The following is a 24,848-nucleotide window of genomic DNA, read 5'->3' on the forward strand; positions in this document are numbered from 1 at the left end:
GCATGGGCATCGACACCCGCGCCGCGCCGGGCCGGAGATCCATGCGCCTGCTGGTCGGCAGCGACGCGAAACAGCACCGCATGCTGCAGTACCTGGCCGGCACCGCCCTGCTGTACGCGACCTTCCTCGGCCTGCTGTACGACGAACAGGTCTTCATCCTGGGCGGCACGCTGCACGGCCTGGCCGTCTACACGCTGTCCGGCCTGGCCCTGTTCTACCTGCTGATCCGGGCCAGTGGCCGGCTCGGCCTGTCGTTCCATACGCTGGCCGCGCTGCAGGGCGTATTCGGCATCACCTGCAACATGTGGTCGTATTCGATCACCGGGCCGCTGCGCGGCGCCACCCTGATGGGCCTGATGGTGGTGGTGGTGTTCTGCACCTTCGCGCTGCGCCCGCGCCAGACCATGCTGCTGACCTTCGCCGGCCTGCTCGGCATGGGCGGCACCATGTGGTGGCAGGAAGCGCACGACCCGCTCCGTTTCCCGCCGGGGGTGGAAGCGGTGACCTTCATCATGATGGCGGCCTGCTCGCTGTCGGTCACCATCCTCACCGGCGAGATGACGCGCCTGCGCGCGCGCCTGAAGGCCAAGCAGGAGCGCCTGGAACAGGCCCTGGAACGCATCCGCACCATGGCCACCACCGACGAGCTGACCGCCCTGCCCAACCGGCGCCACATGAACGAGATGCTGGCGCACGAGGAAGGGCGCGCGCCGCGCGCGCTGCCCACCTGCGTGGCCCTGATCGACATCGATTTCTTCAAGGGGATCAACGACCGCCACGGCCACGCGGCCGGCGACGCCGTGCTGCGCGGCTTCGCGCGCGCGGCGCGCGCCATGCTGCGCGAGGGCGACCTGCTGGCGCGCTGGGGCGGCGAGGAATTTCTGCTGATGCTGCCCGACACCGCCGTCGCCGATGCCGGCGCACTGCTGGACGCGATGCGCGCGCGCGTGGCGGCGCTGGCGCTGCCGGGCATCGAGCTGGAGCGGCGCGTCAGCTTCTCGGCCGGCCTGTGCGCGCGCCACGCCATGGAATCCTTCAACGATGCCATCAACCGCGCCGACAAGGCGCTGTACGCGGCCAAGTCGGGCGGGCGCGACCGCGTGGCCGTGGCCTGACGGCGCCTAGGGCGCGCCGCGCAGGCTGCGGATCAGCGCGTCCGGATCGGCATCGCGCAGCAGCAGCGCGGCGTGGGCCGGGCGCACGAAGCCTTCCTGCACCATGTGCTCGACCAGCGCCACCAGGCGGTCCCAGAAGCCGTTCACGTTGTACAGGCCGATCGGCTTGGCGTGGATGCCGAGCTGGGCCCAGGTGACCATCTCGAACAACTCTTCCAGCGTGCCCATGCCGCCCGGCATGGCGATGAAGCCGTCGGCCAGGTCCGACATCATGGCCTTGCGCTCGTGCATGTCCTTGACCACGAACAGCCGCGTCAGGCCGGTGTGGCCGACTTCGCGCTCGACCAGCGCGCGCGGGATGACGCCGGTGGCCTCGCCGCCCAGGCGCAGCACCTCGTCGGCGATCACGCCCATCAGGCCGACCTTGCCGCCGCCGTAGACCAGGGAGATGTTGTGGTCGACCAGGGCGCGCGCCAGGGCGCGCGCGGCGTCGGCATGGCGGGGATCGGCGCCGGTCGCGGCGCCGCAGTAGACGGCGATGGATTTCATGGGGAGTCTTTCGGTTCGGAGGGCGGCGCGTCCGGCGCTTCCTGGGGCAGCTTGCTCAGGTAATCCTCGGACAGCCGCTGGAACAGGGCGTGGGTCTCGCCGCGCAGGTAGGGCCCGACCATCGACAGCACCTGGTAGCAGCCGCGCGCCAGGGCGTCGGCGATGGCCTGCTGCTCGCTGTACTTGCGCGGGTTGCGCACGTATTCGTAGGACAGCCAGTAGGTCGCCACCACCACCATGTTGGTGGCCATGGCGCCGATCTGGGCGTCGCCGGCCTCGAGCGAGCCTTCGCTGCGCAGGTCTTCGCACAGCTGGCGCGCCACCTTGATCTTGTGCGCCAGGATCGCCTTGAAGCGCAGCTCCAGCGTGCGGTTGCGTGACAGCAGGTCGTTCAGGTCGCGGTAGAAGAAGCGGTAGCGCCAGATCAGCTCGAACATGTGGTGCAGGTAGAACCAGACGTCCTGCATGTTCGAGCGGCGCCCGGCCGGCACCGTCAGGATGCGCTCGATCTCGGCTTCGAAGCCGACGAAGATCGAGTTGACGATGTCGTCCTTGTTGCGGAAATGGTAGTACAGGTTGCCCGGCGAGATGTTCATCTCCTCGGCGATCACGGTGGTCGTGATGTTCGGCTCGCCGAACTCGTTGAACAGCCGCAGCGACAGCTCGAGGATGCGTTCGCGGGTTCGGCGTGGGGCTTTCTGTTGCATGGAAGACGGCTCGATTGGATTCATCCTCAAGGATAACATCGACGGCAGCGGGCGGCCACAGCGGGCGGCCCGCCGCGGCACGGCTCAGGCGGGCGATCCGCGCCGCGACGCCGTCGCGCACGGCGTGGACGACGCCGCCAGTTCGCGCAGCACCTCGGCCAGCACGCGCGCATCGCTGCCCAGCGCCACGTGGCCGACGCCGCCGAATTCGATGTTGCGCGCGCCCGCCAGTACGCTCGATGCCTGCGGCGCCACCATGTTGTCATGGTGGGTCCAGATCGAGGTGATGCGGGCGCGCGTCGCGGGCGTTTCGGATGCGGCCAGCGCGCGCAGCCAGGCACTGGCGTCGGCTTCGTGCGCGCCTTCCGCGCGGCGGCGCTCGCGCCGGCCGTTCCAACGCATTTGCGCCGCGTTGCGCCCCGGGCCGAATCGCGCCAGCGCGCTGCCGTGGTGCGGCGTGCCGAGCGTGACCAGGCGCGCCAGCCTGGCGGCGCCGTGGGCGCGCATCCAGGCGCGCGCCACCAGGCCGCCCATGCTGTGGGCGACGATCGCGACCTGCGGCGCACCGGTGGCGGCGCACAGCGCAGCCACGGCCTGCTCCACGCGCGCCGCGTAGCCGTCGATGTCGCCGTCGAGCGGCTCCAGGTCGATGCTGGCGTGGCTGATGCGCGCCGCGTCCAGCAGCGGCAGCAGGCGCGACCAGTAACCGCTGTTGCCGCCGTAGCCGTGCAACAGCAGCACGGGCACGGCCCTGCTGTCCGGGTACAGCGCGGTGCGCGGCAGGCCGCGCGGCATGCGCCAGGACGTGGTCAGCATGCTGGCATGAAATTCCCCGGCCAGCAGGCGCAAGCGCGCCGCCGCGCCGAGCCGGAACGCCTCCGGCGTGGCGCTGGCGAACCACGCGGACAGGATGAAATTGTTCAGGTTGACCAGCAGGCGCGCCATCAGCACGGCGCCCGCCCCGGCCAGCAGCGCCTGCCACGGCCCCGCCCCGCCCCAGCGCAGGAGGCCATACGCGATGCCCAGCGCCGCGGCGGCCTGGAGCAGCAGCAAGATGCGGGTCAGCAGGCGCACACTCATCGCAAGGCATCCATACGGCCACTCCTGTGAAATTCGGGGTCAGAGCACAATCATAGCGCCGGGATTGTGCTCTGACCCCGAATTGGTGTTGTGGACCGCCTATTGCCAAAAACCGGGCTCTGACCCCGGTTTGTGCGAAGTCAATCGTGGCGTTGGCGCTGCATCTGGCGGGCGATGCCGCGCAGGATGTTGACCTCCTCGGTTTCCAGGCCGGTGCGGGAAAACAGGCGCTTCAGGCGCGGCATCAGCTTTTTCGGGTTGTCGGCGTTCAGGAAGCCGATGTCGACCAGCGCCTGCTCCAGGTGCGCGTACATGCCGTCGATCTGCGCCAGGCTGGCGGCTTCGCCGTGGAAGCCGACACCGTGCTGGGTGCGGTGCTCGCCCTCGGCCGCCAGGCGGCATTCGTAGGCCAGCACCTGGGCCGCCTGCGACAGGTTCAGCGACGAATAATCCGGGTTGGCGGGAATGTTGATCAGGACGTTGCAGCCCTCGACGATGCCGTTCGGCAGGCCGACGCGCTCGTTGCCGAGGATCAGGGCCGGGCGCAGCGTTTCCTGCCCGGCGACGTGCGCAGAAAAGGCGCGCGGCGCCCATACCGGCGGCGAGAATTCGCGCAGGCGCGCCGACACCGCGGCGGAAAAGTTGCAGCCTTCCAGCGCCGCGCCGATGCTGTCCACGATGCGCGCGCCGGCCAGCACGTCGGTGGCGCCGCTGGCGAAGGCGACCGCCTCGGCATCGTTCAACGGATCGGCGCAGCGCGGCGTCACCAGCACCAGGTCGTGGAATCCCATGGTCTTCATGGCGCGCGCCACGGCGCCGACGTTGCCGGCACGGCTGGTCTCGACCAGCACGAAGCGCAGGCGTTGGAAAAGAGATGTGTCGGTTTCGGTCGGGTTCATTTAAAATAGCGCTATCGCGCGGTGACGAAGCGTTGGGTTGTGGGCCGGAAGGCTTGCGATTCTAACGGTTTCGGCACCGCTTTGCTCTTTGTCATTCTCATTGCTCGCCACGTCGTTCGCTGCGCCTTCGCGCGGTGGATGCCGGCATTTTTTCCGGAAGCCCTATGCACCCCATGCTCAATACGGCCATCAAGGCCGCCCGCCGCGCCGCGCACGCCATCCAGCGCGCCTCCTTCGACCTCGACCGCATCACCGTCAGCGAAAAGGGCCACAACGACTTCGTCACCGACGTCGACCAAGCGTCCGAACAGGCGATCGTGGAAACCCTGCTCAAGGCCTATCCGGACCACGCCATCCTGGCCGAGGAATCGGGCGCATCGAGCAACCTGAACGACGAGAGCGAGTACGTCTGGATCATCGATCCGATCGACGGCACCACCAACTTCCTGCACGGCTACCCCAACTACTGCATCTCGATCGCGCTGCGCCAGCGCGGCGTGACCACCCAGGCCGTCATCTACGACCCGGTGCGCAACGATTTGTTCACCGCCACGAAGGGCGCCGGCGCCTACCTGAACGAAAAGCGCATCCGCGTGCGCAATCCGGACCGCATCAACAAGGCCCTGATCGGCGCCGGCCATGGCCCCGATCCGCGCGCGCTGGCCGAATACCTGCGCATGTACGAAGTCGTGGCGGCGCGCTGCCAGGGCGTGCGTTCGAGCGGCTCGGCGGCGCTGGAACTGGCCAACGTGGCCGCCGGCCGCGTCGACGGCTTCTTCGAGAAGGGTCTCAAGACCTGGGACATCGCCGCCGGCGCGCTGCTGGTGACCGAAGCCGGCGGCATCGTCGGCCAGTTCGACGGCGAAGCCGGCTACCTGGACAGCGGCAACGTGGTCGCCGCCGGCCCCAAGGTCTTCGCCGGCATGGTCAACCTGCTGCAACCCTTCGCCTGAGCATGCAGCCCGAGTACGCACGTTGCGGCTTTCGCGTAGAATAGACGGCGTGTAAGTTCGGATCGTTCCAGATCGACGCGCAACGGACCGCCTGCCCACGAGGCCGGCGGTTCCACCGTTCGCAGACTCGGTCGCCGAATGTTCCAGGGCCGGCAAGCGCCGGCCTGCAGTGTCGCTTGCGGCGCCCCATCCCAGCGCCGCGCCTCCCGCTTCCACCGGTCTCGCCGCAATCGGCGCCGGCTGCGCTATAATTTCCCTAGCGAAACTTTTGAATCTGATCCGCGCAGCCCCGCGTTCGTGCGATGGCTGCGTCTGGGCGCACCGGCTCCAGTACCGGTGGCCCTGTGTTGTGTAATCCGATCGGCTGGACTGGCGCCCATGCGGGCGACGCGCCGATCCCCCACCGGAAAACTATGTCATTTACTACTCTCGGTCTGACCGACGCCATCGTGCGCGCCGTTACTGAAGCGGGCTACACCGCCCCGACCCCGATCCAGGCCCAGGCCATCCCGGCCGTGCTCGGCGGCGGCGACCTGCTGGCCGGCGCCCAGACCGGCACCGGCAAGACCGCCGGCTTCACCCTGCCGATGCTGCACCGCCTGTCCACCGACAAGCAGGGTGCGGCCTTGACCAACAAGACCTCGAAACGCCCGATCCGCGCGCTGGTGCTGGCTCCGACCCGCGAACTGGCGGCCCAGGTCGAGGAAAACATCCGCACCTACGCCAAGTACACCAACCTGAACTCGGCCGTGATCTTCGGCGGCGTCGGCATCCATCCGCAGATCAAGCTGCTGGCCAACGGCATCGACATCCTGGTGGCCACCCCGGGCCGCCTGCTCGACCACGTCGGCCAGGGCACCGTCAAGCTCGACAAGGTCGAGATCCTGGTGCTGGACGAAGCCGACCGCATGCTCGACATGGGCTTCATCCACGACATCAAGAAGGTGCTGGCGGTGCTGCCGCCGAAGCGCCAGAACCTGCTGTTCTCGGCCACCTTCTCGGACGAGATCAAGGCCCTGGCCGACCGCCTGCTGGACAACCCGGCCCTGATCGAGGTGGCGCGCCGCAACTCGACCGTGGAAGTCATCACCCAGACCATCCACCCGGTCGACCGCGACAAGAAGCATCCGATGCTGTCGCACCTGATCAAGACCAACGACTGGCACCAGGTACTGGTGTTCACCCGCACCAAGCACGGCGCGAACAAACTGGTCGAGCAGCTGGGCCGCGACGGCATCTCGGCGATGGCGATCCACGGCAACAAGAGCCAGTCGGCGCGCACCAAGGCGCTGGCCGAGTTCAAGGACGGCAGCTTGCAGGTGCTGGTGGCGACCGACATCGCCGCGCGCGGCATCGACATCGACCAGCTGCCGCACGTGGTCAACTACGACCTGCCGAACGTGCCGGAAGACTACGTGCACCGCATCGGCCGTACCGGCCGCGCCGGCGCCACCGGCGAAGCGGTGTCGCTGGTGTGCGTCGACGAGCACCAGATGCTGAAAGACATCGAGAAGCTGATCAAGCAGACCCTGCCGCGCGAGGTGATCCCGGGCTTCGAGCCGGACCCGACCGCCAAGGCGCAGCCGATCCAGCTGCGCAGCGGCGCGCCGGGCCACGGCAACCGCGGCGGCGGCGGCCGCTCGGGCGGCGGCAACCGCGCGCCGGGCAACGGCGGCGGCCATGCCAACCACGGCGGCGCCAAGCCGCGCAGCCCCGGCGTCGCAGCCGGCGGCGGACGCGGCGGCCAACCGGGCGCGCGCGGCAATGGCGGCGCCAATGGCGGCGGCAACGGCGGCCGTCCGCAACAACGCGGCCCGCGTACGTCGTCGGCGCGCTCGGGCAGCGGCGAACGCTGATTCACGGGCGCCGGCGGGCGTCCGCCGGCCGGCGCGGCAGTATGTCGACCGCCGCGCCGGCCGACGCCTGCCGGCAGCGCTGCGTCCGGCGGCGCCACGAGGATTTCGTCACGGCATAGGGCCGGGACCATGCCGGCGCTGCGGCGCCGGACCTGGTCCCGGCCTTTTTCATGCGCCTTGCCACAAGAATATAATTGCGTACTCAAGTACTTTACAAGGAACCGGCAGCATCCTATACTCGGGTAACCAAGCATCCATCAACCAACTGGAGCGGTCATGGCCACCGATACCCTCACCACCGAATTCTGCCTGCGCCTGTCGCGCGCCTGGGCCACGCTGTCGCGCCGCCTGGACAGCGCCCTCGGCAGCCACCACGGTATCAGCTTCGCCGACTACCAGCTGCTGCTGCACCTGCAGCGCGCGCCGGGCCAGCGCCTGCGCCGCGTCGACCTGGCCGACAAGCTCGGCCTGACCGCGTCCGGTGTGACGCGCTCGCTGCTGCCGCTGGAAAAGATCGGCCTGGTCACGCGCCAGAGCGATCCGCGCGACGCCCGCGTCGGCTACGCCTCGATCACCCCGGCCGGCGACGAGATGGCGACCAATGCCACCGTGGTGGTCGACAACGTCAGCCGCAATGCCCTCGGCGGTCCCGGTCGGCCGCAGCTGGAAACGACTTCGACGCTGCTGGCGCAACTGGGCGGCGTCCAGTAGGCAGGCACGGACCGCAACAAGGCAACAAGGCAACAAGGCAACAAGGCAGTCTCCACTACACGGTAATAACTACAAGGAGCAACTCATGTCGTCCACAGCGCGTGCCGCCCTGCTGCGCGACCCCAACTTCGCCTGGCTGATGAGCGGCGGCGTCATTTCCGCGCTGGGCGACCAGTTCACCCTGATCGCCCTGCCCTGGCTGGTGCTGAAGCTGACCGGCGACCCGCTGGCGCTGGGCCTGGTGATCACCCTGATGGGCATTCCGCGCGCATTGCTGATCCTGTTCGGCGGCGCCCTGGTCGACCGTTATTCCCCCAAGCGCGTGCTGATGCTGACCAAGCACGCCAATGCCCTGCTGCTGGGCCTGCTGGCGGCGCTGGTGCTGGCCGGGCGCGCCACGCTGCCGCTGGTAACGCTGCTGGCGCTGGGCCTGAGCCTGGCCTCGGCGTTCAGTATCCCGGCCGGGACCTCGATGCTGCCGCACGCGGTGGCGCCGCAGCACCTGCAGGCCGCCAACGGCATGATGATGGCGATACGCCAGGTGACCATGCTGCTCGGACCGCTGCTGGCGGGACTGCTGTTCGTGCTGGCCGGCGACGGCAAAGCGGGCGTGGAGGATGCGCGCGGGCTGGGGCTGGCCTTCGGCATCGATTGCTTCAGCTTCGTGCTATCGGCGTGGACGCTGTCCAGGGTCCGGCCGTTGCCGCTCGCTGCCGGCGAGGAAACACCGTCCGCTGCCGGCGGCGGGACGGCGCCGGCCGAGCCGCTGCTGCGCGCGGTCGGCGCCGGCGTGGCGGCGGTATGGCGCGACCTGCTGCTGCGCACCGCTTTCCTGTACTGGGGGCTGTGCGCGTGCGTGGTCGGCAGCGTGATGCAGGTGGCCCTGCCGCTGCTGGCCAGCAACCGCCTGCACGGCGCCTCGGCGCTGGCGCTGCTGGCCGGCGCCCACGGGGCCGGCACCCTGGCCGGCATGGCCGTCAGCGGCGCGGCCGGCAAGCGCCGCATCGGCAAGCTCGGCACGACGCTGCTGCTGCTCGACGGCGCCACCGGGCTGCTGCTGCCGCTGCTGGGCATGGCGGCCACGCTCTGGCAAGGGGCCGCCGTCCTGCTGGCGATCGGCATGCTGGGCGGCTTCGCCACCGTGGCCGTGTTCACCTGGCTGCAGCAGCGCGCGCCGCGCGCCATGCTGGGCCGCGTGATGGGCATCTTCATGTTCGTGATCATGGGCCTGACCCCGCTGGGCGCGGCAGTGGCCGGCTGGCTGGCGACGCGGGTGACGCTGGACGCATTGTTCGCCGGCGCCGGACTGTTCCTGGCCGGCGCCGCGCTGCTGGCCTGGCTGCTGACGCCGATGCGTTCGCTGTCTGACGCGTCCGCATCCGGCACGCCCGCCGCCGGTATGCCCGCCGCCGGTATGCCTGCGGACGGAACGCCGGCGCCATGACGCGACAGGTGCCGGCGCACCACAGGCGTGTGCCAGCGCATCCCGCGCCGGAATCGTTTAGCATGTCGGGCTGTCAACCAAACGAAAGTCACCCGCATGCCGAAATTCGCCGCCAACCTGAGCCTGCTGTTCAACGAGCTCGGTTTCCTCGACCGCTTCGCCGCGGCGCGATCGGCCGACTTCGACGCGGTCGAGTTCCTGTTCCCGTACGCGTTCGAAGCGGAGCAGATCACCGGACGCCTGCAGCGCTACGGACAGGAACTGGTGCTGTTCAATTTTCCGTCCGGCGACTGGACCGCCGGCGAGCGCGGCTTCGCCTGCGATCCGCGCCGCATCGGCGAGTTCCAGGACAGTGTCGAGATCGCTCTCGAATATGCGCTCGAACTGGGCGTCAAGCAATTGCACTGCCTGTCCGGCAAGCAGCATCCCGCGGTCGCGCCCGAACGCGCCCACGCCACCTTCGTCGACAACCTGCGCTTTGCCTGCGCGGCGCTGGCGCCGCACGGCATCCGCGTGCTGGTCGAACCGATCAACGACCGCGACGTGCCCGGCTATTTCCTGACGCGCAGCGCGCAGGCGGCGCAAGTGATCGCCGACGCCGCGGTCGATAACCTGTTCCTGCAATACGACATCTATCACATGCAGCGCATGGAGGGCGACCTGGCCCACAACCTGCGCGAATTGCTGCCGTTGATCAAGCATATCCAGCTGGCCGACGTGCCCGGCCGGCATGAACCGGGCACGGGTGAAATCAATTTTCCCTACCTGTTCCGCACGCTCGACGAACTCGGCTACGACGGCTGGATCGGCTGCGAATACAACCCGCGCGGTGCCACGCTGGACAGCCTGGGCTGGCGCGATGCCATCGCGGCGCACACGGCGGCCAGCGCGGCCTGACACAAGGCGACGGTTTGGATTGTTGTGCGGATACCCATGGGCGTCGCATCCACGCCCGCAAATCCACGTCGCGCCCCGCAACATTTTCGATAATTGACCCCAGGCAATAACTCGATATCCATGAGCTGAAAGAATGGGCTGTTCCGGCACGGCCTTTTGCCGTCCAGAAAGGACCCATGGACTTCCGCCGCCTGTCTGCCCGCCTGCCCTTCCTGCTTGCCCTGCTGTCCCTGGCCGCCGCCCTGCTCGGCGGCTGCGCCACGTCCCCCAACGCCGGACCCATCAGCTTTGCCGAAGTGCGCCAGTTCGCCGACGCCTCGGCGCGCCTGGGCGGCTACGGCGAACTGTCGCGCCGCTACCGCGACACCTACGAGCGCGAGCAGCCCTACCTGTCGCCGGCCGCCGACCGCATCGCCAGGGAAAACGATGCGCGCCGGCGCGCCGTGTACGACGACTTCGTCAGTATCCAGAAAAGCGTGGTGCTGTACATGCAGACGCTGAGCGTGCTGGCCGGCGACGGCCGCTACGACCTGTCCGACCGCATCGACGACCTCGGCAACGGCCTCAAGGCGAATACCGAATCCGGCTTGCAACAGCGCCACATCGCCGCCTACACCGGCCTGACGCGCCTGCTGACGCGGGTGATCGCCTCCGGTTACCAGAACTGCAGCGTGGCGACCATGGTGCGCGACGGGGATGCCGACGTGCAAGTGCTGCTGGAGGCGATGAGCGCGCTCACCCGGCTGTACGCCAAGACCAACGAGAATGAAAAGAAGACGGTGCTCGGCATCTTCGACGTCGAGATCCCGTTTTCGACCAGGAACCAGGACCGCATGCTGGTGACCCTGGCCAAGGTGCACTACCTGAGCAAGTCGACCGAATACAAGCTGGTCGACAAGCGCTACGACCTGGCGCTGCAGGGCCTGGCCAAGGTGGCGCTTGGCCACCAGAAGATGCGCGAGAACCTGAACAACCTGTCCGGCGACGAGGTGCGCAAGCTGCTGCTCGGTTATGGCCGCGACCTGCGCAACCTCCGTGACGCACTGTCCGATTGAAGCTCAAGGAGAACACCATGGCAAGCACATCGAACGACGCGCGGGAAGACGGCGGCGCGGCTGCAACGACGGACGGCGTGCAGCAGCCTTCGTCCACGCCGGCGCCTGGGGAAGCCACGCCGGCCTCGGGCGGCGCATTGCCGACACCGGCGCCGGCATCCCCCGCCGACGCCTTGTCGACGGCGAAACAGGTCGAGGAACTGGCCGACCGCCTGTCCGCCTGCGCCGACAGCATCCACGCGCGCGTGATGCAGGACATCCGGCGCCACGCCGGCGGCGAGGTGCCGGAATCGGAGCAGGCGGCGGCGCGCGCCCTGCTCGATGCCGAGATCGAGCTGCGCCAGCGCGCCAACCGCCTGTATGCCGATGCGGCGGCCTGCATCGTGTCTGCGCTCGGCCAGCCGCAGCAAAAGCTGGTGCAGCTGACCGCGGACGCGGCCGCCAGGATCACGCAGATCACCCGCATCGGCGACGGCATCACCCTGGTGGCGCGCCTGCTCGGGCTGGCCGCGGCCGCCGCCACCGGCCAGGTGGCGCCGATCCTGGTGGCGCTCGAGCGCCTCAAGGCCCAGCTCGATGTGGTCAGCGCGCACGCCGCGCCGACTGCACCGGCCGCCTGAGCGTGCCGCCGGCGCCGGTCAGGCCATGTGCTGGCCGCCGTTGATGGCGAGATTGGCGCCGGTGACGAAGCCGGCCTCGTCCGACACCAGGTACGCCACCAGGCCGGCCACCTCGTCCGGCTCGCCCAGCCGGCCGAGCGGAATTTGCGGCAGGATCTTGCCGTTCAAGACCTCGGGCGGCGCCGCTTCCACCATCCTGGTGCGCAGGTAGCCGGGCGACACCGTGTTGACCGTGATCCCGTGGCGCGCCATTTCCAGCGCCAGCGCCTTGGTAAAACCATGCATGCCGGCCTTGGCCGCCGCATAATTGACCTGGCCAAAGGCGCCCTGCTGGCCATTGACCGACGAAATATTCACGATGCGGCCCCAGCGCTGGGCCATCATCGGCTCGATCGCCTGCTTGCTCATGTTGAATACACTGTCGAGATCGGCGCGCAGCACGGCATGCCAGTCCGCCTGTTCCATCTTGCGCAAGCTGCGGTCGCGCGTGATGCCGGCATTGTTGACCAGCACGTCGAGTCCGCCCATCTCGGCCTGCAGCTTCTGCATCATCCATTCGCAATCCACGTAATCGGCGACATCGACCTTGTAGGCAGCGAAGCGGTAACCTTCGTCGCGCTGGGCCGCCAGCCAGGCCTCGGGTGTGGGATTGCCGGGCGAATAGGTGGCCGCCACCCGAAAACCCTGCCGGTGCAGGCGGCGGCAGATCGCCGTCCCCAGGCCGCCCATTCCTCCGGTCACCAAAGCCACTTTGTCGTCTCGCATGGTCGATTGTCCTGTCGTGGTTGTAGCGGCGCCGATGCGCCGCATGAGCCATCGAGTCTAGGACGGCAAACGAGGTCGACCTTGATCAAGCTCAAATGTAGATGAGCTCGCCAAGCAGTTTTGCGGAGACGCCGCAAGAGCGCGCCTCCGTAGATGGTATAGACGATGTCCGGCGCGTCGCTGCGCCGCGACCGCGGGATCAGTGGATGATGTCGGGCACTGTGGAAGGGTCGAAATCGGCCCAGTCGCCGTCGACGATGTTGCCCTGGGCGCGCTCGATGTGGTGGGCGCCGAGCCGCCGCAGGAGGTCGACCGCCTGCTGCTGGATGGCCTGATCGTCGAACGCCACCGCGATCAGCATGCCGGCCGGCCGGTTCTCGACCGGCGCGCGCCCGCCCTCTTCCTTCTCGCCGGGGTCCTTCATCTTCGAAAAGCTGAACAGGGAACCGACATGGGCGCCGACCAGGCCCCCGACCACCGCCCCGATCGGCCCGGTCAGCGGCGCGGTGGCGGCGCCGGCCACCGCGCCCACGGCGGCGCCGGCGCTGGCGCCCTGCACCACGCCTTCCGGCGACTCCTTGGCGCCCGGCGAATGCAGGTGGTCGCCGCCGATCGGCGTCATGTCGTGCTGGCCCGGCTGGCTCAGATAAAAGGCGCTGATGCGTTCGTTCGGAAAACCGGCGGCGACCAGTTCCCGGCGCGCCCGGTCGACCTCGTCCTGGAGCTGGAAATGGCCTGCGATGATGATGGACATGGACTTCCTCCGCTACGAAGGTGGTGCCGCGACGATGCTGCGCGGCGGGTACATACAGCATGCGCCAGGGAACTCGGCAGCTCTGTACGCGAACGCACGCAGTCCATGCCCGTCGGCACCGCTATTGCCATTGTCCATAGACCGCATGCGGCGCCGCCGGTTCCGCATCCGCCAGCGGCGGCGCCATCCAGTCGCGCGGATCGACCCGGAAATAGGCCAGGAATTCCGAATACAGATCACCGTGGCGCTGCGCCAGCGCGTGCGGTTGCTCGAAGAAGGTTTCGGTGGCGACTGCGAAGAACTCGGCCGGATCGGTGGCGCCGTAGGGATCCAGCACACCCTGGTAGCCCCACCAGGCTTCGCGCCGCAGCAGCGCGAAATCGCGTCCCAGGGTGGCCGACCAGGTGCGATAGCGTTCCGGGTCGCCCAGGAAAGGCGCGCCATTGGTGCTGCCGGATTCGCTGTCGAGCTGGTGGGCGAACTCGTGCAGCACCACGTTGTGGCCGCCGCCGAGCTCGTTGCCGGCGCGCCGTACGTGTTCCCAGGACAGGATGACGCGGCCGTCGCCCCACGATTCGCCCAGCAGGTCCTGGCGCGTTTCGGTGACCACGCCGGCGGCGTCGACCTGGTTGCGCGGCACCAGGAAGGCGCCCGGATACACCAGGACCGAATACAGGCCAGGATACACCTTGCTCGGACGCCCCAGCAGCAACAGGCAGGCCTGGGCCGCGATGATCACGCGCATGTCCTCGGTAACTTCCAGGCCGCCACACCCGACGAAGGTCTTCTGGTGCAGGAACTGCTTGACCAGGCGCTGCAATTCCTCGCGGCGTGCGGCCGGCATGCCGCGGTATTGCGCGATATTGCGTTCGACGATCGCCAGTTGCGCTGCGCTCAGGGGCTGCGCCAGCGCACGCCGCAGACGCCAGCGCGGCGCCAGCCAGGCCAGCAACAGCACCATGGCAAGGCAAGTACAGATCAGCGCTTCCATGCGGCACTCCCGGCAGTCGACCGTGCTGTCGGACTCACGCCTCTGCCTTGGCGGCAGGCGCGTCCGGTGCTGCGAAGTGCGCTTCGACCGCATCCGCATTGCCGATCAGCGTGCCGCCAACAAAAACTTGCGGCCAGGTCATCTGTCCCGACACGGCGCGCAGGACGCTGGCGGTAATCTTGTGGTCCTGCGATATATCGGTGAAGACGATGCCCCTCGCCTTGAGCACGGCCTTGGCACGCGCGCAATGCGGGCAGCCGGGCTTCGAGAACACCACCACCGGTTCCGGCGGCGTGGCTTGCGGATTGATATGGCGCAGCATGGTATCGGCATCGGACACTTCGAACGGATCGCCTTCCTTGTCCGGTTCGATGAATATCCGGTCGATGATGCCATCCTTGACCAGCATCGAGTAGCGCCAGGAGCGCTGGCCGAAACCGAGCGCGCGCTTGTCGACCAACAAGCCCATGCCGGCCGTGAAATCGCCGTTACCGTCCGGGATCATGGTGATGTTTTCCGCCTCCTGGCCGCCCTTCCACTCGTTCATGACGAAGGCGTCGTTGACCGAAATGCAGATGATGTCGTCCACGCCGTTGCGGCGCAGCAGCGGCGCCAGTTCGTTATAACGCGGCAGGTGCGAGGTGGAGCAGGTCGGCGTATAGGCGCCGGGCAAAGCGAACACCACCACCTTCTTGCCCTTGAACAGCTCGTCGCTGGTGATGTCGCGCCACTGGTTATCTGGACGCGCCTTGAATGTGACTTGAGGAACAGGTTTTCCTATCAATGATTCTGCGTTCGGCAACATCGTTTTCCCTCCATGGACAAGCGGCCCGTGCGCCGCACGGGCCACATATCGGCGCCATTGATAGTTTTTCAACGCCATTATGAAGATACGGCGCCCGAAAAGACAACGCCACCCGGTGATGGCGGGTGGCGTCGCGTACCGGCCACAGTGCGGCCGTATAACGGATTACTTGGCAGGCTGGCCGGGGGCCGGGCCGAACAGGGCGGCAACCAGCGGATCGCGGGCGACCGGGCTGCGGTTCACGCGGATCGCATAGTGGGTGTCGTCGGCCAGGATATGGAAGTGGCGGCCGGTGCCGGCCATGCTCTGCTCGCGCAGGCCCGGGCGTTCCTTGCGCGGCGCGGCGCCTTCACGCTTCGGCTGGCAGATGGCGCCCAAGAATGCCTTGACGCGGTCCGGGTCCGGCGAGATGCGGTACACGGCCTTGCCGAGGTAGGTGGCGGTGCCTTCGATATAGCGCGCCAGTTCGATCACGCCGGCTTCGCGCAGGTCGCGGATGTACTTACGGGCGCCCGACGGCGAGAATTTGAGGAACCAGGCGATTTCGTCGGCCAGCATTTCGTGGGTCTGCAGCTCGCCAATCAGCTTCTGCATGTTTTCGATACGGCGCTGGGTGGCCGAGGTCGAGCGCACACGTTCGATCGGCGCCAGGGAAATGGGAGCGCGTTCGGTCGGCTGCGGCGGGACACGTTCGATCAGTGCGGAATTGCTGGAAGTGTGCACTGCGTTGAGGTCGCCTTGCACCGCATTGTGGTGAGTCGCTGCATGCATATTGGTTACTCCGTAAAAATGGACAGTATTCTGGTGAGGCCTGGAGCGCCGTCTGTCCTATGACCTTCTGACAACACGACGGTTCCACTTAACTGGTCACAAGATTGCCTGTGTCATCATTCACGGTCTGTGCGCCATCCAACATTTCTAAAAATTTCTAAAAATCATAGAAAAATGCGCAATGCATGCTTTTAGAGATCACTTATGTCGTTTTTGATGCGCCATGGGTTGACTGAGACGTTTTTTCGAAAACTTTGAAAATTCATTTTGATACGTATCAATTGAACCTAATGTAGAGACGATCCTGAGAAAACTTTCAGCCTTTACCGATTCCATAAAGCAAAATTTCAAATATCAATCCAACAATTTCGCTACAAACTCGGGTCAAAATCAGACAATTGCGTGCATCAAGTAACACTCAGAAACAACCATCTGGTTAAACTACCATCGATTTCGTTGTAAAATTTCCACACAAGCCGACTTTAGGTGCGCTAGCGCACGGACCAATTGTGTAGACGACTTGTAAGCTTGACATCAACATCACTGCAAGGCATGCGATGTCCAGTACCTTTACAACTTATGGGAGTTACCTGTGAATAATATGAAGAAGATCGCCCTGGCTGCCGCCCTCCTCTGCTCGGCTGGCGCTACGCTGGCTCAAGAGGTCGTCAATCCGTCGTGGTACATTGCGCCGACCGTTGTCGGTATCAAGACCGATGCGGATTTCGGCGTCGACGACAAAGACTGGGGCGGCGGGTTGAAATTTGGTAAGCCAGTGCATCCGCTGTGGGATATCCAGATCGGCGCTACCCACGCTCGTGCCAGCGACGGTCCGTACGACTACCGCCAGACCCTGGTCGGTGTCGACGCCCTGCTGATGCTGTCGCGCCAGAACTTCCGTCCGTTCCTGCTGCTGGGTGTCGGCGGCGAACGTGATCACGTCAGCAACCCGATCCGCAAAGTGTCCGGCTGGTCGCCGTACGCTACTGCCGGCGTCGGTTTCCAGGTTGGCCTGAACGACCGCTGGTCGCTGCAAGCCGACGTGCGCGCCGTGAAGAGCAACCTGCGCGACGACGACCAGTACGGCTTCTCGAAAGCCCTGACGAAGTACGCTTCGGTCAGCGCCATCTACGCCTTCAACCCGCCGCCGCAGCCGGCCCCGGCCATGACCCCGATGCCGGAACCGATGGCACAGGCACCGGCGCCGGAACCGGCACCGGCACCGGTCGCTCCGCCGCCGCCGCCGGCACGTTTCGAGAAGGTCAGCATGTCGGCCACCGAACTGTTCGCCTTCGACAGCGCGACCCTGAACCAGCCGCAGCCTAAGCTGGACGAGATCGCCGCCGCCCTGCAGGCCGACGCTTCGATCACCGACGTCGACATCAACGGCTACACCGACCGCCTCGGTTCGGACAAGTACAACCAGAAGCTGTCGGAGCGCCGCGCCAACGCCGTGCGTGACTACCTGGTCAGCCATGGCATCGACGCCAGCCGCCTGAAAGCCTACGGCAAGGGCAAGTCCAACCCGGTCGCCACCGATTGCAACCAGAAGAAGCGCTCGGACCTGATCGCTTGCCTGGCACCGAACCGTCGCGTCGAAGTCGAGCAGATCACCATCGAACGCCGCGTGCAGTAATCGCGGCAGGTAGGCAGGAACTGCCCCTCGCGGCAGTCCCTGCCGGGCGATGCCGGCAACGGCATCGATCGAATGGGCGTTGGCCCGTAAACGCGCCTCCGGGCGCGTTTGTTTTTTTGGAGGAAGCGTAATGGCAGTCAGTAACTGGTTACCGTTTTCGCGCCAGGTCGTCCATGTCATGCGCTGCGCCGTGATGGAATGGCTCGACCACCGCGCGGCCAGCAAGGGCGCGGCGCTGGCATTTTATTCGCTGTTTTCGCTGGCGCCGATCCTGGTGCTGGTGATCGCCATCGCCGGTTTTTTCTATGGTCACGAAGCGGCTCAAGGGCAATTGATCGACGAATTGCGCGGCCTGGTAGGGCCGCAAGGCGCGGAGACCATCCAGGCCATCCTGGCCGGGGCGCGCAACAAGGAAAGCGGCAGGTTCGCGACCATCGTCGCTTCGGTCCTGCTGATCGTGGGTGCGACCAGCGCCTTTTCGGAACTCAAGGATAGCCTGGATGAAATCTGGGGCATGCCGGCGCCCAAGGATGCCAGCTGGTGGGACACGGTGCGCACGCGCCTGCTGTCGTTCGGCCTGATCCTGACCCTCGGCTTGTTGCTGATGACTTCGCTGGTGGTATCGGCCGCCCTCGCCGTGGTGGAAAAATACCTGGGCGGCATGTGGCATTCGGCCTCGGTCATCCTCGGCTGGGTCGCCTATGTGTTCAGCTTCCTGGTGATTTCGGTGCTGTTCGGCGCCATCTACAAGCTGCTGCCGCGCATCAAGCTTTCCTGGCATGACGTGACCATCGGCGCCTTCGGCACCGCCATCATGTTTTTCCTTGGGAAGTTCGCGATCGGCCTGTACATCGGCAACAGCGGCACCACCAACAGCTTCGGCGCGGCCGGCTCGCTGATCGCCCTGCTACTGTGGGTGTACTATTCGGCGCAGATTTTCTTCCTGGGCGCCGAGTTTGCGCGCCAGTACGCGCTGCAACTGGGCAGCCTGCGCAAGAAGGATGTGCCGGGCGCCAAGGGGTCGAATTCCGGTACCCAGGCAAATCCATCGCCGGCGCATTGAATACCGCCTGCGGGCGCGACGCCGGGCTGTCCGATGGGCAGCCCGGCATCCACTTGGCCAGGCCGCCTGGCCACACGCCCCAGCGATAGCGAAGCCGCCCTGGTCTGCAGAGACAGGCGTCCGGGTCTTATTCCCCGAGCAGTTCGGCAATCACTTCCATGCCCTCGACGCGCTCGGCCACCACCTTGATCACCACCACCACCGGCACCCCCAGCAGCAAGCCCCACATCCCCCACAGCCAGCCCCAGAACAGCAGGCTGACGAACACCGCGGCCGGATTCATCTTGGCGATCTTGCCGGTCATCCAGGTGGTGACCACCATGCCCACCAGGGTCGCGGTGGCCAGCGACACCGCCGACACCAGGATCACCATGCGCAGCGATTCGAACTGCAGGAAGGCGACCAGGCCGGTGGCGGAAGTGATCAGCAAGGGACCGAAATACGGCATCACGTGCGCCACGCCGGCGAAAATGGCCCAGGCACCGGCATTTTCCAGGCCGATCATGCGCAGCGCTACCCACATCAGCAGCGCCAGCAAGACATTCGTGACGAGCAGCATGAACATGTAATTCTGGATCGAGGTATTGATGTCTTCCAGGATGTGGACGGTCACCTTTTTTTTCGTCAGCGACGGTCCGGTCAACTTGACCAGCTTGCGCTTGAAGGTGTCGCCCGCCAGCAGCAGGAAGAACACCAGGAATACCACCATGGTTGCCTGCGACACGAAGCTGGCCAGGCCGACCGAGCCGGCCAGCAGCCAGTCCATGATGCGGAAATTGCTGGAACCGGGCGTGGCCGCCTGGGCCGCGGCGGCGGCCGAGCGCCGCTGCGCCGCGCGGCGCGCATCGGCGCCGGCATTCGCGGCCGCCTGCTCGATCTCTGCGGCGGCGGCCTGCATCTGCTGGATGGTCGAGGGTTGGCCATCCGACGCCCGGGTGATCAGGCGCGTGACCTTGTGGGTCAGCGCCGGCAATTCGTCGACGATATTGAAGAATTCGCCCTGCACGCGCTGCACGGTCAGCGCCATGCCGGCCAGGATCAGGCCGGTCACCAGCGTGGCGCCGACGATGCGTTTGATGTGCCAGCGCTCGAGCCAGCGCACGACCGGGCTCAGGGTATAGGCGATGAAAATGCCGAGTAACAGCGGCACGAAGAAATTCTTGGCCCATTGCAGGCCGAACACGAAAGCGACGGTAGCGATGACGCCGAGCGACAGGCCGCGCGCATTCACATGCATCGGCAGGCGCAGGCTGCCATGCTGGGCGCCGAGCTCCTCGCCGGTGGGCACCCCCGCGGCCGACACCAGGCCGGCGTCATGCGCCGCTGCCCCTGGATCCGCGCCGGAGGCAATGGGAACCGCGGAATCTGGCGCCGCGGCGGAAGCCGGGCCGGGTTTGGCGAGCTGCATAGTCTTACCTGAAAAGGGTCCGAACCAAAAGGTACGGGCCGCCATGCCGGGGAATCCGGCGGCGGCTGCCGATGCAGTGTACCGGCAAAGGCCGGCAACCGGCGCGTAAATGTGCAGTCGTCCACATGGCGCCGCGTTGCCGCTGCGTTCGCAGTGCGCGGCAGTGCGGCGCGCTGCGTACGTCGTTACGACGAGCCCAGCTTACTTGACGCGGACGTCGTTCTTAACCGAGGTCACGCCCTTCACGCCGCGTGCGACGTCGGCAGCGCGCTTGGCATCATCCGGCTGGGCCACGAAGCCCGACAGCTGCACGTCGCCCTTGTAGGTCTCGACATTGATCTCGCTGGATTTCAGGCTCGGCTCGTTGAAGATCGCAGCCTTGACCTTGGCGGTCACGACGGCGTCGTCGACGTACTCGCCGGTGCTTTCGCGCGACGGGGTCGACGAGCAGCCGACGATGGTGAAGGCGACGGTAGCGGTGAAGATGGCGGTGGCGACGCGTTTGCTGATGTTCATGGTGTGCTCCTTGTTGTACATGGTGGTGGTTGAGCTCGGAAAGAGTCTGGCGCGGGGAGCGCCTGCTGGTGCCCGATCTTGTATCGATCGATGCGTCATGGACGTTTTACGCTGCTGTACAGACAAACTCTGTTCGCTGGCGTACATAGGCAAATAGATAATGAAAAATGGGTTTCGAGCTTCCTCTAAATCAGTGCGTCATCGCACAGACCTCAAGTGGTGCGCGCCCTAACCTGTCCATACATCTTTGCCAGGAGAACAAGTCATGAAAGCATCTCACACCCTTGCCGCCGTGCTCGCGGCCGGTGCGCTCCTCGGTGGCTGCGCCAGTAATTCGTCCCAGCCCTACTATGGCAGCAACGACGGCTACCGCAGCGGCTACGACAACACCGCTTCCGCCGGCTACGGCACGATCGAATCGATCCAGGTGACCAACGGCGAAGGCCGCACCAGCGGCGCCGGCGCCATCGTCGGCGGCCTCGTGGGCGCACTAGCGGGCAACCAGGTCGGCAGCGGCGGCGGACGTACGGCAGCCACCGTGGCCGGCGGCGTCGCCGGCGCCGCCATCGGCAACCGGGTCGAATCGAACCGCAACGCAGCGGAAGGCCAGCAAATGTATTCGGTCAATGTACGCCTCGATAATGGCGAATACCGCAGCGTGACCCAGGACAGTGTGTATGACCTGCGCGTGGGCAACCGCGTGCGCATCGTCGACGGCCGCGTCTACCGCTATTGAGCGCAGGCACGGGAGCGTGGATCGTCCACGCCCTGTGCCGTGGCGGGAACGCTTAGCGACGCATCACCGAAGCAGCCGGCCCAGCGCCGGCTTTTTTCATCGGCGCATGGCGGCGGATACCGGCTTGGCCGATGCCCTGCAAAAAAAGACGGCGCCCAATCCAGGATTGCGACGCCGCTCAAGCCCCACCATATTCGTTGAAGCGCGGTGCCGGTACAAAGACGCATCGGCCACGCTCCATGTCATGTTAACCTCAGTAGGCCACTTGCTGCGCACGTTTGCGCTGCACGTACCATGTGGCCACGCCCGCGAGCGTGGCGACAGCCAGCGCCGGCTTGACCAGGCGGCGCCTGCGGATGAAGCTCAGCGCCGGCAAGACGTAGGGCGCCAGCGACGTGATGCTGGCGCCGGTCGGCTTGAGCAGCATGTCGGCGCGCGCACGCAATGCCCAGGTTGCATGGTCGAGCGCCGAATGCAGCATGACCTCGGGCTTCGCGTCGTGCTTGATCTGGGCGCGCGCATGCGCTGCGCCTGCCCGGTAGAACTCGCCGTCGCGCAGCAATGCGCGCTTGCGCTCGGCGTGCGACATGCCATCGTGATCCTTCTTGTCCATATGTTCTCCTCGTTGAGCCTCGCGCGATGGCAAGCAGGATGCCTTACATCAGCGTTTCACGATCGTTGCGCAATTCCTTCATGGTTTCAGGGAAAGCCAGCTTGCCCTGCTTGAGCATCGAAAGTCCCTTGCCCACCAGGATCGCGGTAATGACGGCAAACACCAGAAACATCACCAGCAGGATCTTCCAGCCCATTTCGTCCCAGGCCAGCGCCACGATGGTCGCGGTGCCGTAGGCCAGGGCGAACCAGGTCGCCAGCACCGCCGTGGCGAAGATGGCGATCAGTTCGATCACATGGTTGCGCACTTCCGACAGTTCGAGTGCCGCGAGTTCCACACGCGACACCACGAGGCCGAACAGGTTCTTCGCCAGGCCGGTGATCCCACCGATGAGGCCGGGGCTATGCACGACGGTATCTTGTTTTTCCATGGCTGCCCCCGACCGCTCTTATTTACGGCCTACGATGACACCCAGCAGCAAACCGACGCCGGCAGCCACGGCGACGGTACGCCACGGGTTATCCTTCACATAGACATCGGCCGTGTGCGCCAGTTCCTTGCCCTTGACGACAGCTTGATCCTGGTATTTGCCGGCGCTGCCCAGGGCGGCGTCCAGCAGGTCCATGCCGCGCTCGCGCAGCTCGTCGGCCTTGTTGCCGGTCAGGGAAGCGGCCGCGTTCAGCAGCGACTGGGCATTCTTGACCAGCGACTTGACGTCATCCTGGGTGTCGTCCAGGTTGTCCTTGGCGGAATAGGCGTTGGCTTTGGCGCGCAGGTTGTTCAGCATGATGTACTCCTGTTGTAGTTGGTAATGGTGAGGATGGTGGATAAATGGCGCTGCGGTTCAGACCAGGAAGTCGCGCATGTCGTCGGCATGCTCTTCTTCGGTGGCCAGGATCTCGATCAGCATGTGCTTGGTGGTCGGATCCTTGTCGCCGATCGCCTCGATCATCTGGCGATACGATTCGATGGCAACACGTTCGGCGATCAGGTCGGCGCGGATCATGGCTTGCGGATCTTCCGAATCGTCGTATTCGGCATGGCTGCGCTGGGTCAGCGTGGCCGGGTTGAAGTTCGGCGAACCGTTCAGCTGCACGATGCGTTCCGCAATACGGTCGGCGTGTTCCTGCTCTTCCTGCGCGTGTTCGAGGAATTCCGCCTTCAAGTCGCCCATGTTGGGGCCGCTCACGGTGTAGTAATGGCGCTTGTAGCGCAGCACGCACAGCAGTTCGGTGGCCAGCGCGGCGTTCAGCATGGCGACCACGGCTTCGCGGTCGGCGGCGTAGCCGTCGGTGACGGCGCCGTCTTCCAGGTTGGCGGCAGCCTGGCGGATGGCGTTGATGTCGAAACCGCTCGAGAGTTCTTTGGCGTTCTGTTCCATGGTAATGCTTCCTCTAGTAAAAATCTGAATCAATATGGGGGTGCGATCAGCGCTGCGCGGCGCGCGGCGGGATCGTCGCGCCCTCGTTCGACAGCACGATCTCGACGCGGCGGTTGAGCTGGCGGTTGCTTGCCGTATCGTTCGACGCCACCGGATAGTCCTTGCCGTAGCCGCGCATGGCCACGTGGTCGCGCGGCACGCCCAGGCCGATCAGGGCTTGCGCCACCGAACCGGCGCGGCGCTCCGACAGGTCCTGGTTGTGGGCGGCGCTGCCGGTGCTGTCGGTAAATCCTTCGACCAGCACGGTACGTTGCGGGTTCTGGGTCATGACGTCGGCCAGCTTGCGCACGCTCGCCATGCCGTTGGCGGTGAGTTCGGCGCGGTCGGTGGCGAACAGCACGTCGCCGATGGTCACTACCATGCCGCGTTCGGTCTTTTGCGCATGCAGCTCGACCAGCAGCGCTTCCAGGCGCGCCGAACGTTCGGCCAGCTGGGCGGCCTGCTGCTGCGCGGCCTGGGCCTGCACCTGGGCATTGGCAGCTTGTGCCTGGGCATCGGCGGCCTGTGCCTGGGCGGTGGCGATCTGCGCCTGGGCGGCGGCGGCTTCGCGCTTGGCGCGGTCGGCCTCGGCGGTACGCGCTTCCAGCTGCACGCGGTCGCGTTCGCGGCTGGCGTTGGCGATATCGGATTCGGCCGACTTGGCCTTCGCCACTTCCTGCGCCGTGGCGATGCGCTGCTTGGCGACGTAGGCCAGGCGATCGATGGTGTCCAGGCTCTCGCGCTTGGCGGCGGCCTGGTTGGCGCGGTCGAGCGCGTCGCTGGCCTGGCGGAATTCCTGCGGCGCGTACGACGACACCTGGGCATTGTTGTTGGCGGCGACGAAGTCGGCGCGTGCCTCGTCCAGCGTCGGCGTGGTGGTCGGCACCGAGCTGCAGGCGGCCAGGAACACGCCGCTGCCGATCAGCATCGAGGTCATTTTCAATAAACGCGCTTTCATCTTGGTCCTTTCGTGCGCACCTGTACGGCGCGATTCTTGTTATGCGACATGCCGGCAATGGCATTGCCATTCGCGGCGCCTGCTTTACGGATGCTTACTGGCCGGAATTGGCGCGGTCGACTTCCTGGCGCAGCACGCGCAGGTCGGCGTTGAGCGCGTCGGCGGCGGCGGTGGCCTTGGCCGATGCGGCCTTGCTCTGGGCCAGCTTGGCGTCGGCCTGGGCCTGCACCGCCAGCTCGCGCGCCGTCTTGTAATCCTTGGCGGCGAGCGCCTGGTTGGCGCGCATCATCTTGTCGCGCGCCGCATTGATTTCCTGGGGCGCCAGTTCCGGCGCGCCGGCCGACACCGCGTTCTCGACGGCATTGTGCGACACCGCGACGGCGGCGGTCGCCGGGGTCTTTTCCGAGCTGGCGCAGGCGCTCAGCGACAGCACCGCAGCGGCGGCGGCGACGCGTACCAGCAGGTTGATCGATCGTTGATTCATTCTGTTCTCCCGTTCAAGCAATCCGATAGGAATGTGTTAGTA

Annotated in this window: 28 protein-coding genes; 11 read left to right on the top strand and 17 right to left on the bottom strand. The window is 66.3% G+C overall.

Translation table 11 applies throughout. The annotated features are described in order from the left end of the window. Positions 1 to 2 precede the first annotated feature (2 nt). Positions 3 to 1,115: a diguanylate cyclase domain-containing protein gene (locus HH212_RS25830; protein WP_229217476.1), complete on the top strand. Its 1,113-nt coding sequence runs from the start codon at positions 3 to 5 to the stop codon at positions 1,113 to 1,115. A 6-nt stretch (positions 1,116 to 1,121) separates the two neighbouring features. On the opposite strand, the gene HH212_RS25835 is transcribed toward HH212_RS25830, so the two are convergent. From HH212_RS25835 to HH212_RS25850, 4 genes are all read right to left on the bottom strand, one after another. Continuing rightward, entirely contained in the window at positions 1,122 to 1,664 is a 543-nt protein-coding gene (locus HH212_RS25835) for an LOG family protein (protein WP_170205063.1), read from the bottom strand. Beyond that, the gene (locus tag HH212_RS25840; RefSeq protein WP_170205064.1) at positions 1,661 to 2,371 is read right to left on the bottom strand and encodes a TetR/AcrR family transcriptional regulator; all 711 of its coding nucleotides are present in this window, start codon (positions 2,369 to 2,371) and stop codon (positions 1,661 to 1,663) included. The genes HH212_RS25835 and HH212_RS25840 overlap by 4 nt, the downstream gene beginning before the upstream one ends. Positions 2,372 to 2,455: 84 nt before the next feature. Next, positions 2,456 to 3,451 carry an alpha/beta fold hydrolase gene (locus HH212_RS25845; protein WP_170205065.1) on the bottom strand — a complete coding sequence of 332 codons (996 nt, stop codon included), beginning with the start codon at positions 3,449 to 3,451 and terminating at the stop codon, positions 2,456 to 2,458. A gap of 140 nt (positions 3,452 to 3,591) precedes the next feature. Beyond that, positions 3,592 to 4,350, bottom strand: a complete 759-nt coding sequence (locus HH212_RS25850; protein WP_170205066.1) for an RNA methyltransferase — start codon at positions 4,348 to 4,350, stop codon at positions 3,592 to 3,594. A 173-nt stretch (positions 4,351 to 4,523) separates the two neighbouring features. Here HH212_RS25850 and HH212_RS25855 point away from each other — a divergent pair, with 173 nt between their 5' ends. From HH212_RS25855 to HH212_RS25885, 7 genes are all read left to right on the top strand, one after another. Then, the gene (locus HH212_RS25855) at positions 4,524 to 5,303 is read left to right on the top strand and encodes an inositol monophosphatase family protein (protein WP_170205067.1); all 780 of its coding nucleotides are present in this window, start codon (positions 4,524 to 4,526) and stop codon (positions 5,301 to 5,303) included. A 413-nt stretch (positions 5,304 to 5,716) separates the two neighbouring features. Then, positions 5,717 to 7,159, top strand: coding sequence for a DEAD/DEAH box helicase (locus tag HH212_RS25860; RefSeq protein WP_170205068.1), 1,443 nt, complete (start codon positions 5,717 to 5,719; stop codon positions 7,157 to 7,159). 276 nt (positions 7,160 to 7,435) lie between these two features. Beyond that, entirely contained in the window at positions 7,436 to 7,870 is a 435-nt protein-coding gene (locus tag HH212_RS25865; protein ID WP_170205069.1) for a MarR family winged helix-turn-helix transcriptional regulator, read from the top strand. 85 nt (positions 7,871 to 7,955) lie between these two features. Continuing rightward, a complete protein-coding gene (locus tag HH212_RS25870) occupies positions 7,956 to 9,314 on the top strand; it encodes an MFS transporter (protein WP_170205070.1) in 1,359 nt (452 codons plus the stop codon). Between the two features lie 96 nt (positions 9,315 to 9,410). Continuing rightward, on the top strand, positions 9,411 to 10,211 hold the full coding sequence (gene otnI / locus HH212_RS25875) for a 2-oxo-tetronate isomerase (RefSeq protein ID WP_170205071.1): 801 nt from the start codon (positions 9,411 to 9,413) through the stop codon (positions 10,209 to 10,211). A gap of 176 nt (positions 10,212 to 10,387) precedes the next feature. After that, on the top strand, positions 10,388 to 11,266 hold the full coding sequence (locus HH212_RS25880) for a hypothetical protein (RefSeq protein WP_170205072.1): 879 nt from the start codon (positions 10,388 to 10,390) through the stop codon (positions 11,264 to 11,266). 17 nt (positions 11,267 to 11,283) lie between these two features. After that, on the top strand, positions 11,284 to 11,886 hold the full coding sequence (locus HH212_RS25885) for a hypothetical protein (protein WP_229217478.1): 603 nt from the start codon (positions 11,284 to 11,286) through the stop codon (positions 11,884 to 11,886). An 18-nt stretch (positions 11,887 to 11,904) separates the two neighbouring features. Here the strand turns inward: HH212_RS25885 and phbB are convergent, their stop codons facing one another. From phbB to HH212_RS25910, 5 genes are all read right to left on the bottom strand, one after another. Then, positions 11,905 to 12,651, bottom strand: coding sequence for an acetoacetyl-CoA reductase (gene phbB, locus HH212_RS25890; RefSeq protein WP_170205073.1), 747 nt, complete (start codon positions 12,649 to 12,651; stop codon positions 11,905 to 11,907). Positions 12,652 to 12,850: 199 nt separating this feature from the next. After that, on the bottom strand, positions 12,851 to 13,405 hold the full coding sequence (locus tag HH212_RS25895; protein WP_170205074.1) for a glycine zipper domain-containing protein: 555 nt from the start codon (positions 13,403 to 13,405) through the stop codon (positions 12,851 to 12,853). Between the two features lie 121 nt (positions 13,406 to 13,526). Beyond that, positions 13,527 to 14,396, bottom strand: coding sequence for a M90 family metallopeptidase (locus HH212_RS25900; RefSeq protein ID WP_170205075.1), 870 nt, complete (start codon positions 14,394 to 14,396; stop codon positions 13,527 to 13,529). Positions 14,397 to 14,430: 34 nt separating this feature from the next. Then, positions 14,431 to 15,201, bottom strand: coding sequence for a glutathione peroxidase (locus HH212_RS25905; protein WP_170205076.1), 771 nt, complete (start codon positions 15,199 to 15,201; stop codon positions 14,431 to 14,433). A gap of 165 nt (positions 15,202 to 15,366) precedes the next feature. Beyond that, positions 15,367 to 15,972 (bottom strand): winged helix-turn-helix domain-containing protein, encoded by a 606-nt coding sequence (locus HH212_RS25910; protein ID WP_170205077.1) that lies wholly within the window; start codon positions 15,970 to 15,972, stop codon positions 15,367 to 15,369. Positions 15,973 to 16,573: 601 nt separating this feature from the next. On the opposite strand from HH212_RS25910, the gene HH212_RS25915 reads away from it, so the two are divergent. Both HH212_RS25915 and HH212_RS25920 read left to right on the top strand, forming a co-directional pair. Beyond that, entirely contained in the window at positions 16,574 to 17,608 is a 1,035-nt protein-coding gene (locus HH212_RS25915) for an OmpA family protein (protein ID WP_170205078.1), read from the top strand. Between the two features lie 130 nt (positions 17,609 to 17,738). Beyond that, a complete protein-coding gene (locus HH212_RS25920; protein ID WP_170205079.1) occupies positions 17,739 to 18,671 on the top strand; it encodes a YihY/virulence factor BrkB family protein in 933 nt (310 codons plus the stop codon). A gap of 127 nt (positions 18,672 to 18,798) precedes the next feature. Here the strand turns inward: HH212_RS25920 and HH212_RS25925 are convergent, their stop codons facing one another. Both HH212_RS25925 and HH212_RS25930 read right to left on the bottom strand, forming a co-directional pair. Then, entirely contained in the window at positions 18,799 to 20,079 is a 1,281-nt protein-coding gene (locus tag HH212_RS25925) for an AI-2E family transporter (RefSeq protein WP_170205080.1), read from the bottom strand. A 201-nt stretch (positions 20,080 to 20,280) separates the two neighbouring features. Further along, on the bottom strand, positions 20,281 to 20,595 hold the full coding sequence (locus HH212_RS25930) for a BON domain-containing protein (RefSeq protein WP_170205081.1): 315 nt from the start codon (positions 20,593 to 20,595) through the stop codon (positions 20,281 to 20,283). A gap of 265 nt (positions 20,596 to 20,860) precedes the next feature. On the opposite strand from HH212_RS25930, the gene HH212_RS25935 reads away from it, so the two are divergent. Further along, positions 20,861 to 21,331: an outer membrane lipoprotein gene (locus HH212_RS25935; protein WP_170205082.1), complete on the top strand. Its 471-nt coding sequence runs from the start codon at positions 20,861 to 20,863 to the stop codon at positions 21,329 to 21,331. Positions 21,332 to 21,584: 253 nt separating this feature from the next. Here the strand turns inward: HH212_RS25935 and HH212_RS25940 are convergent, their stop codons facing one another. From HH212_RS25940 to HH212_RS25965, 6 genes are all read right to left on the bottom strand, one after another. Further along, positions 21,585 to 21,944 carry a hypothetical protein gene (locus HH212_RS25940; RefSeq protein ID WP_170205083.1) on the bottom strand — a complete coding sequence of 120 codons (360 nt, stop codon included), beginning with the start codon at positions 21,942 to 21,944 and terminating at the stop codon, positions 21,585 to 21,587. Between the two features lie 43 nt (positions 21,945 to 21,987). Continuing rightward, entirely contained in the window at positions 21,988 to 22,374 is a 387-nt protein-coding gene (locus HH212_RS25945; RefSeq protein WP_170205084.1) for a phage holin family protein, read from the bottom strand. Positions 22,375 to 22,392: 18 nt separating this feature from the next. Beyond that, a complete protein-coding gene (locus HH212_RS25950) occupies positions 22,393 to 22,731 on the bottom strand; it encodes an ElaB/YgaM/YqjD family protein (protein ID WP_170205085.1) in 339 nt (112 codons plus the stop codon). Positions 22,732 to 22,788: 57 nt separating this feature from the next. Further along, entirely contained in the window at positions 22,789 to 23,325 is a 537-nt protein-coding gene (locus HH212_RS25955) for a ferritin-like domain-containing protein (protein ID WP_170205086.1), read from the bottom strand. A gap of 46 nt (positions 23,326 to 23,371) precedes the next feature. Continuing rightward, complete coding sequence (locus HH212_RS25960; protein ID WP_170205087.1) at positions 23,372 to 24,322, bottom strand: OmpA family protein; 951 nt, start codon at positions 24,320 to 24,322, stop codon at positions 23,372 to 23,374. A 94-nt stretch (positions 24,323 to 24,416) separates the two neighbouring features. Next, positions 24,417 to 24,806, bottom strand: coding sequence for a DUF4398 domain-containing protein (locus HH212_RS25965; RefSeq protein WP_170205088.1), 390 nt, complete (start codon positions 24,804 to 24,806; stop codon positions 24,417 to 24,419). Between the last annotated feature and the right edge of the window lie 42 nt (positions 24,807 to 24,848).

This window comes from Massilia forsythiae, from assembly GCF_012849555.1.
Lineage (GTDB): Bacteria > Pseudomonadota > Gammaproteobacteria > Burkholderiales > Burkholderiaceae_D > Telluria > Telluria forsythiae.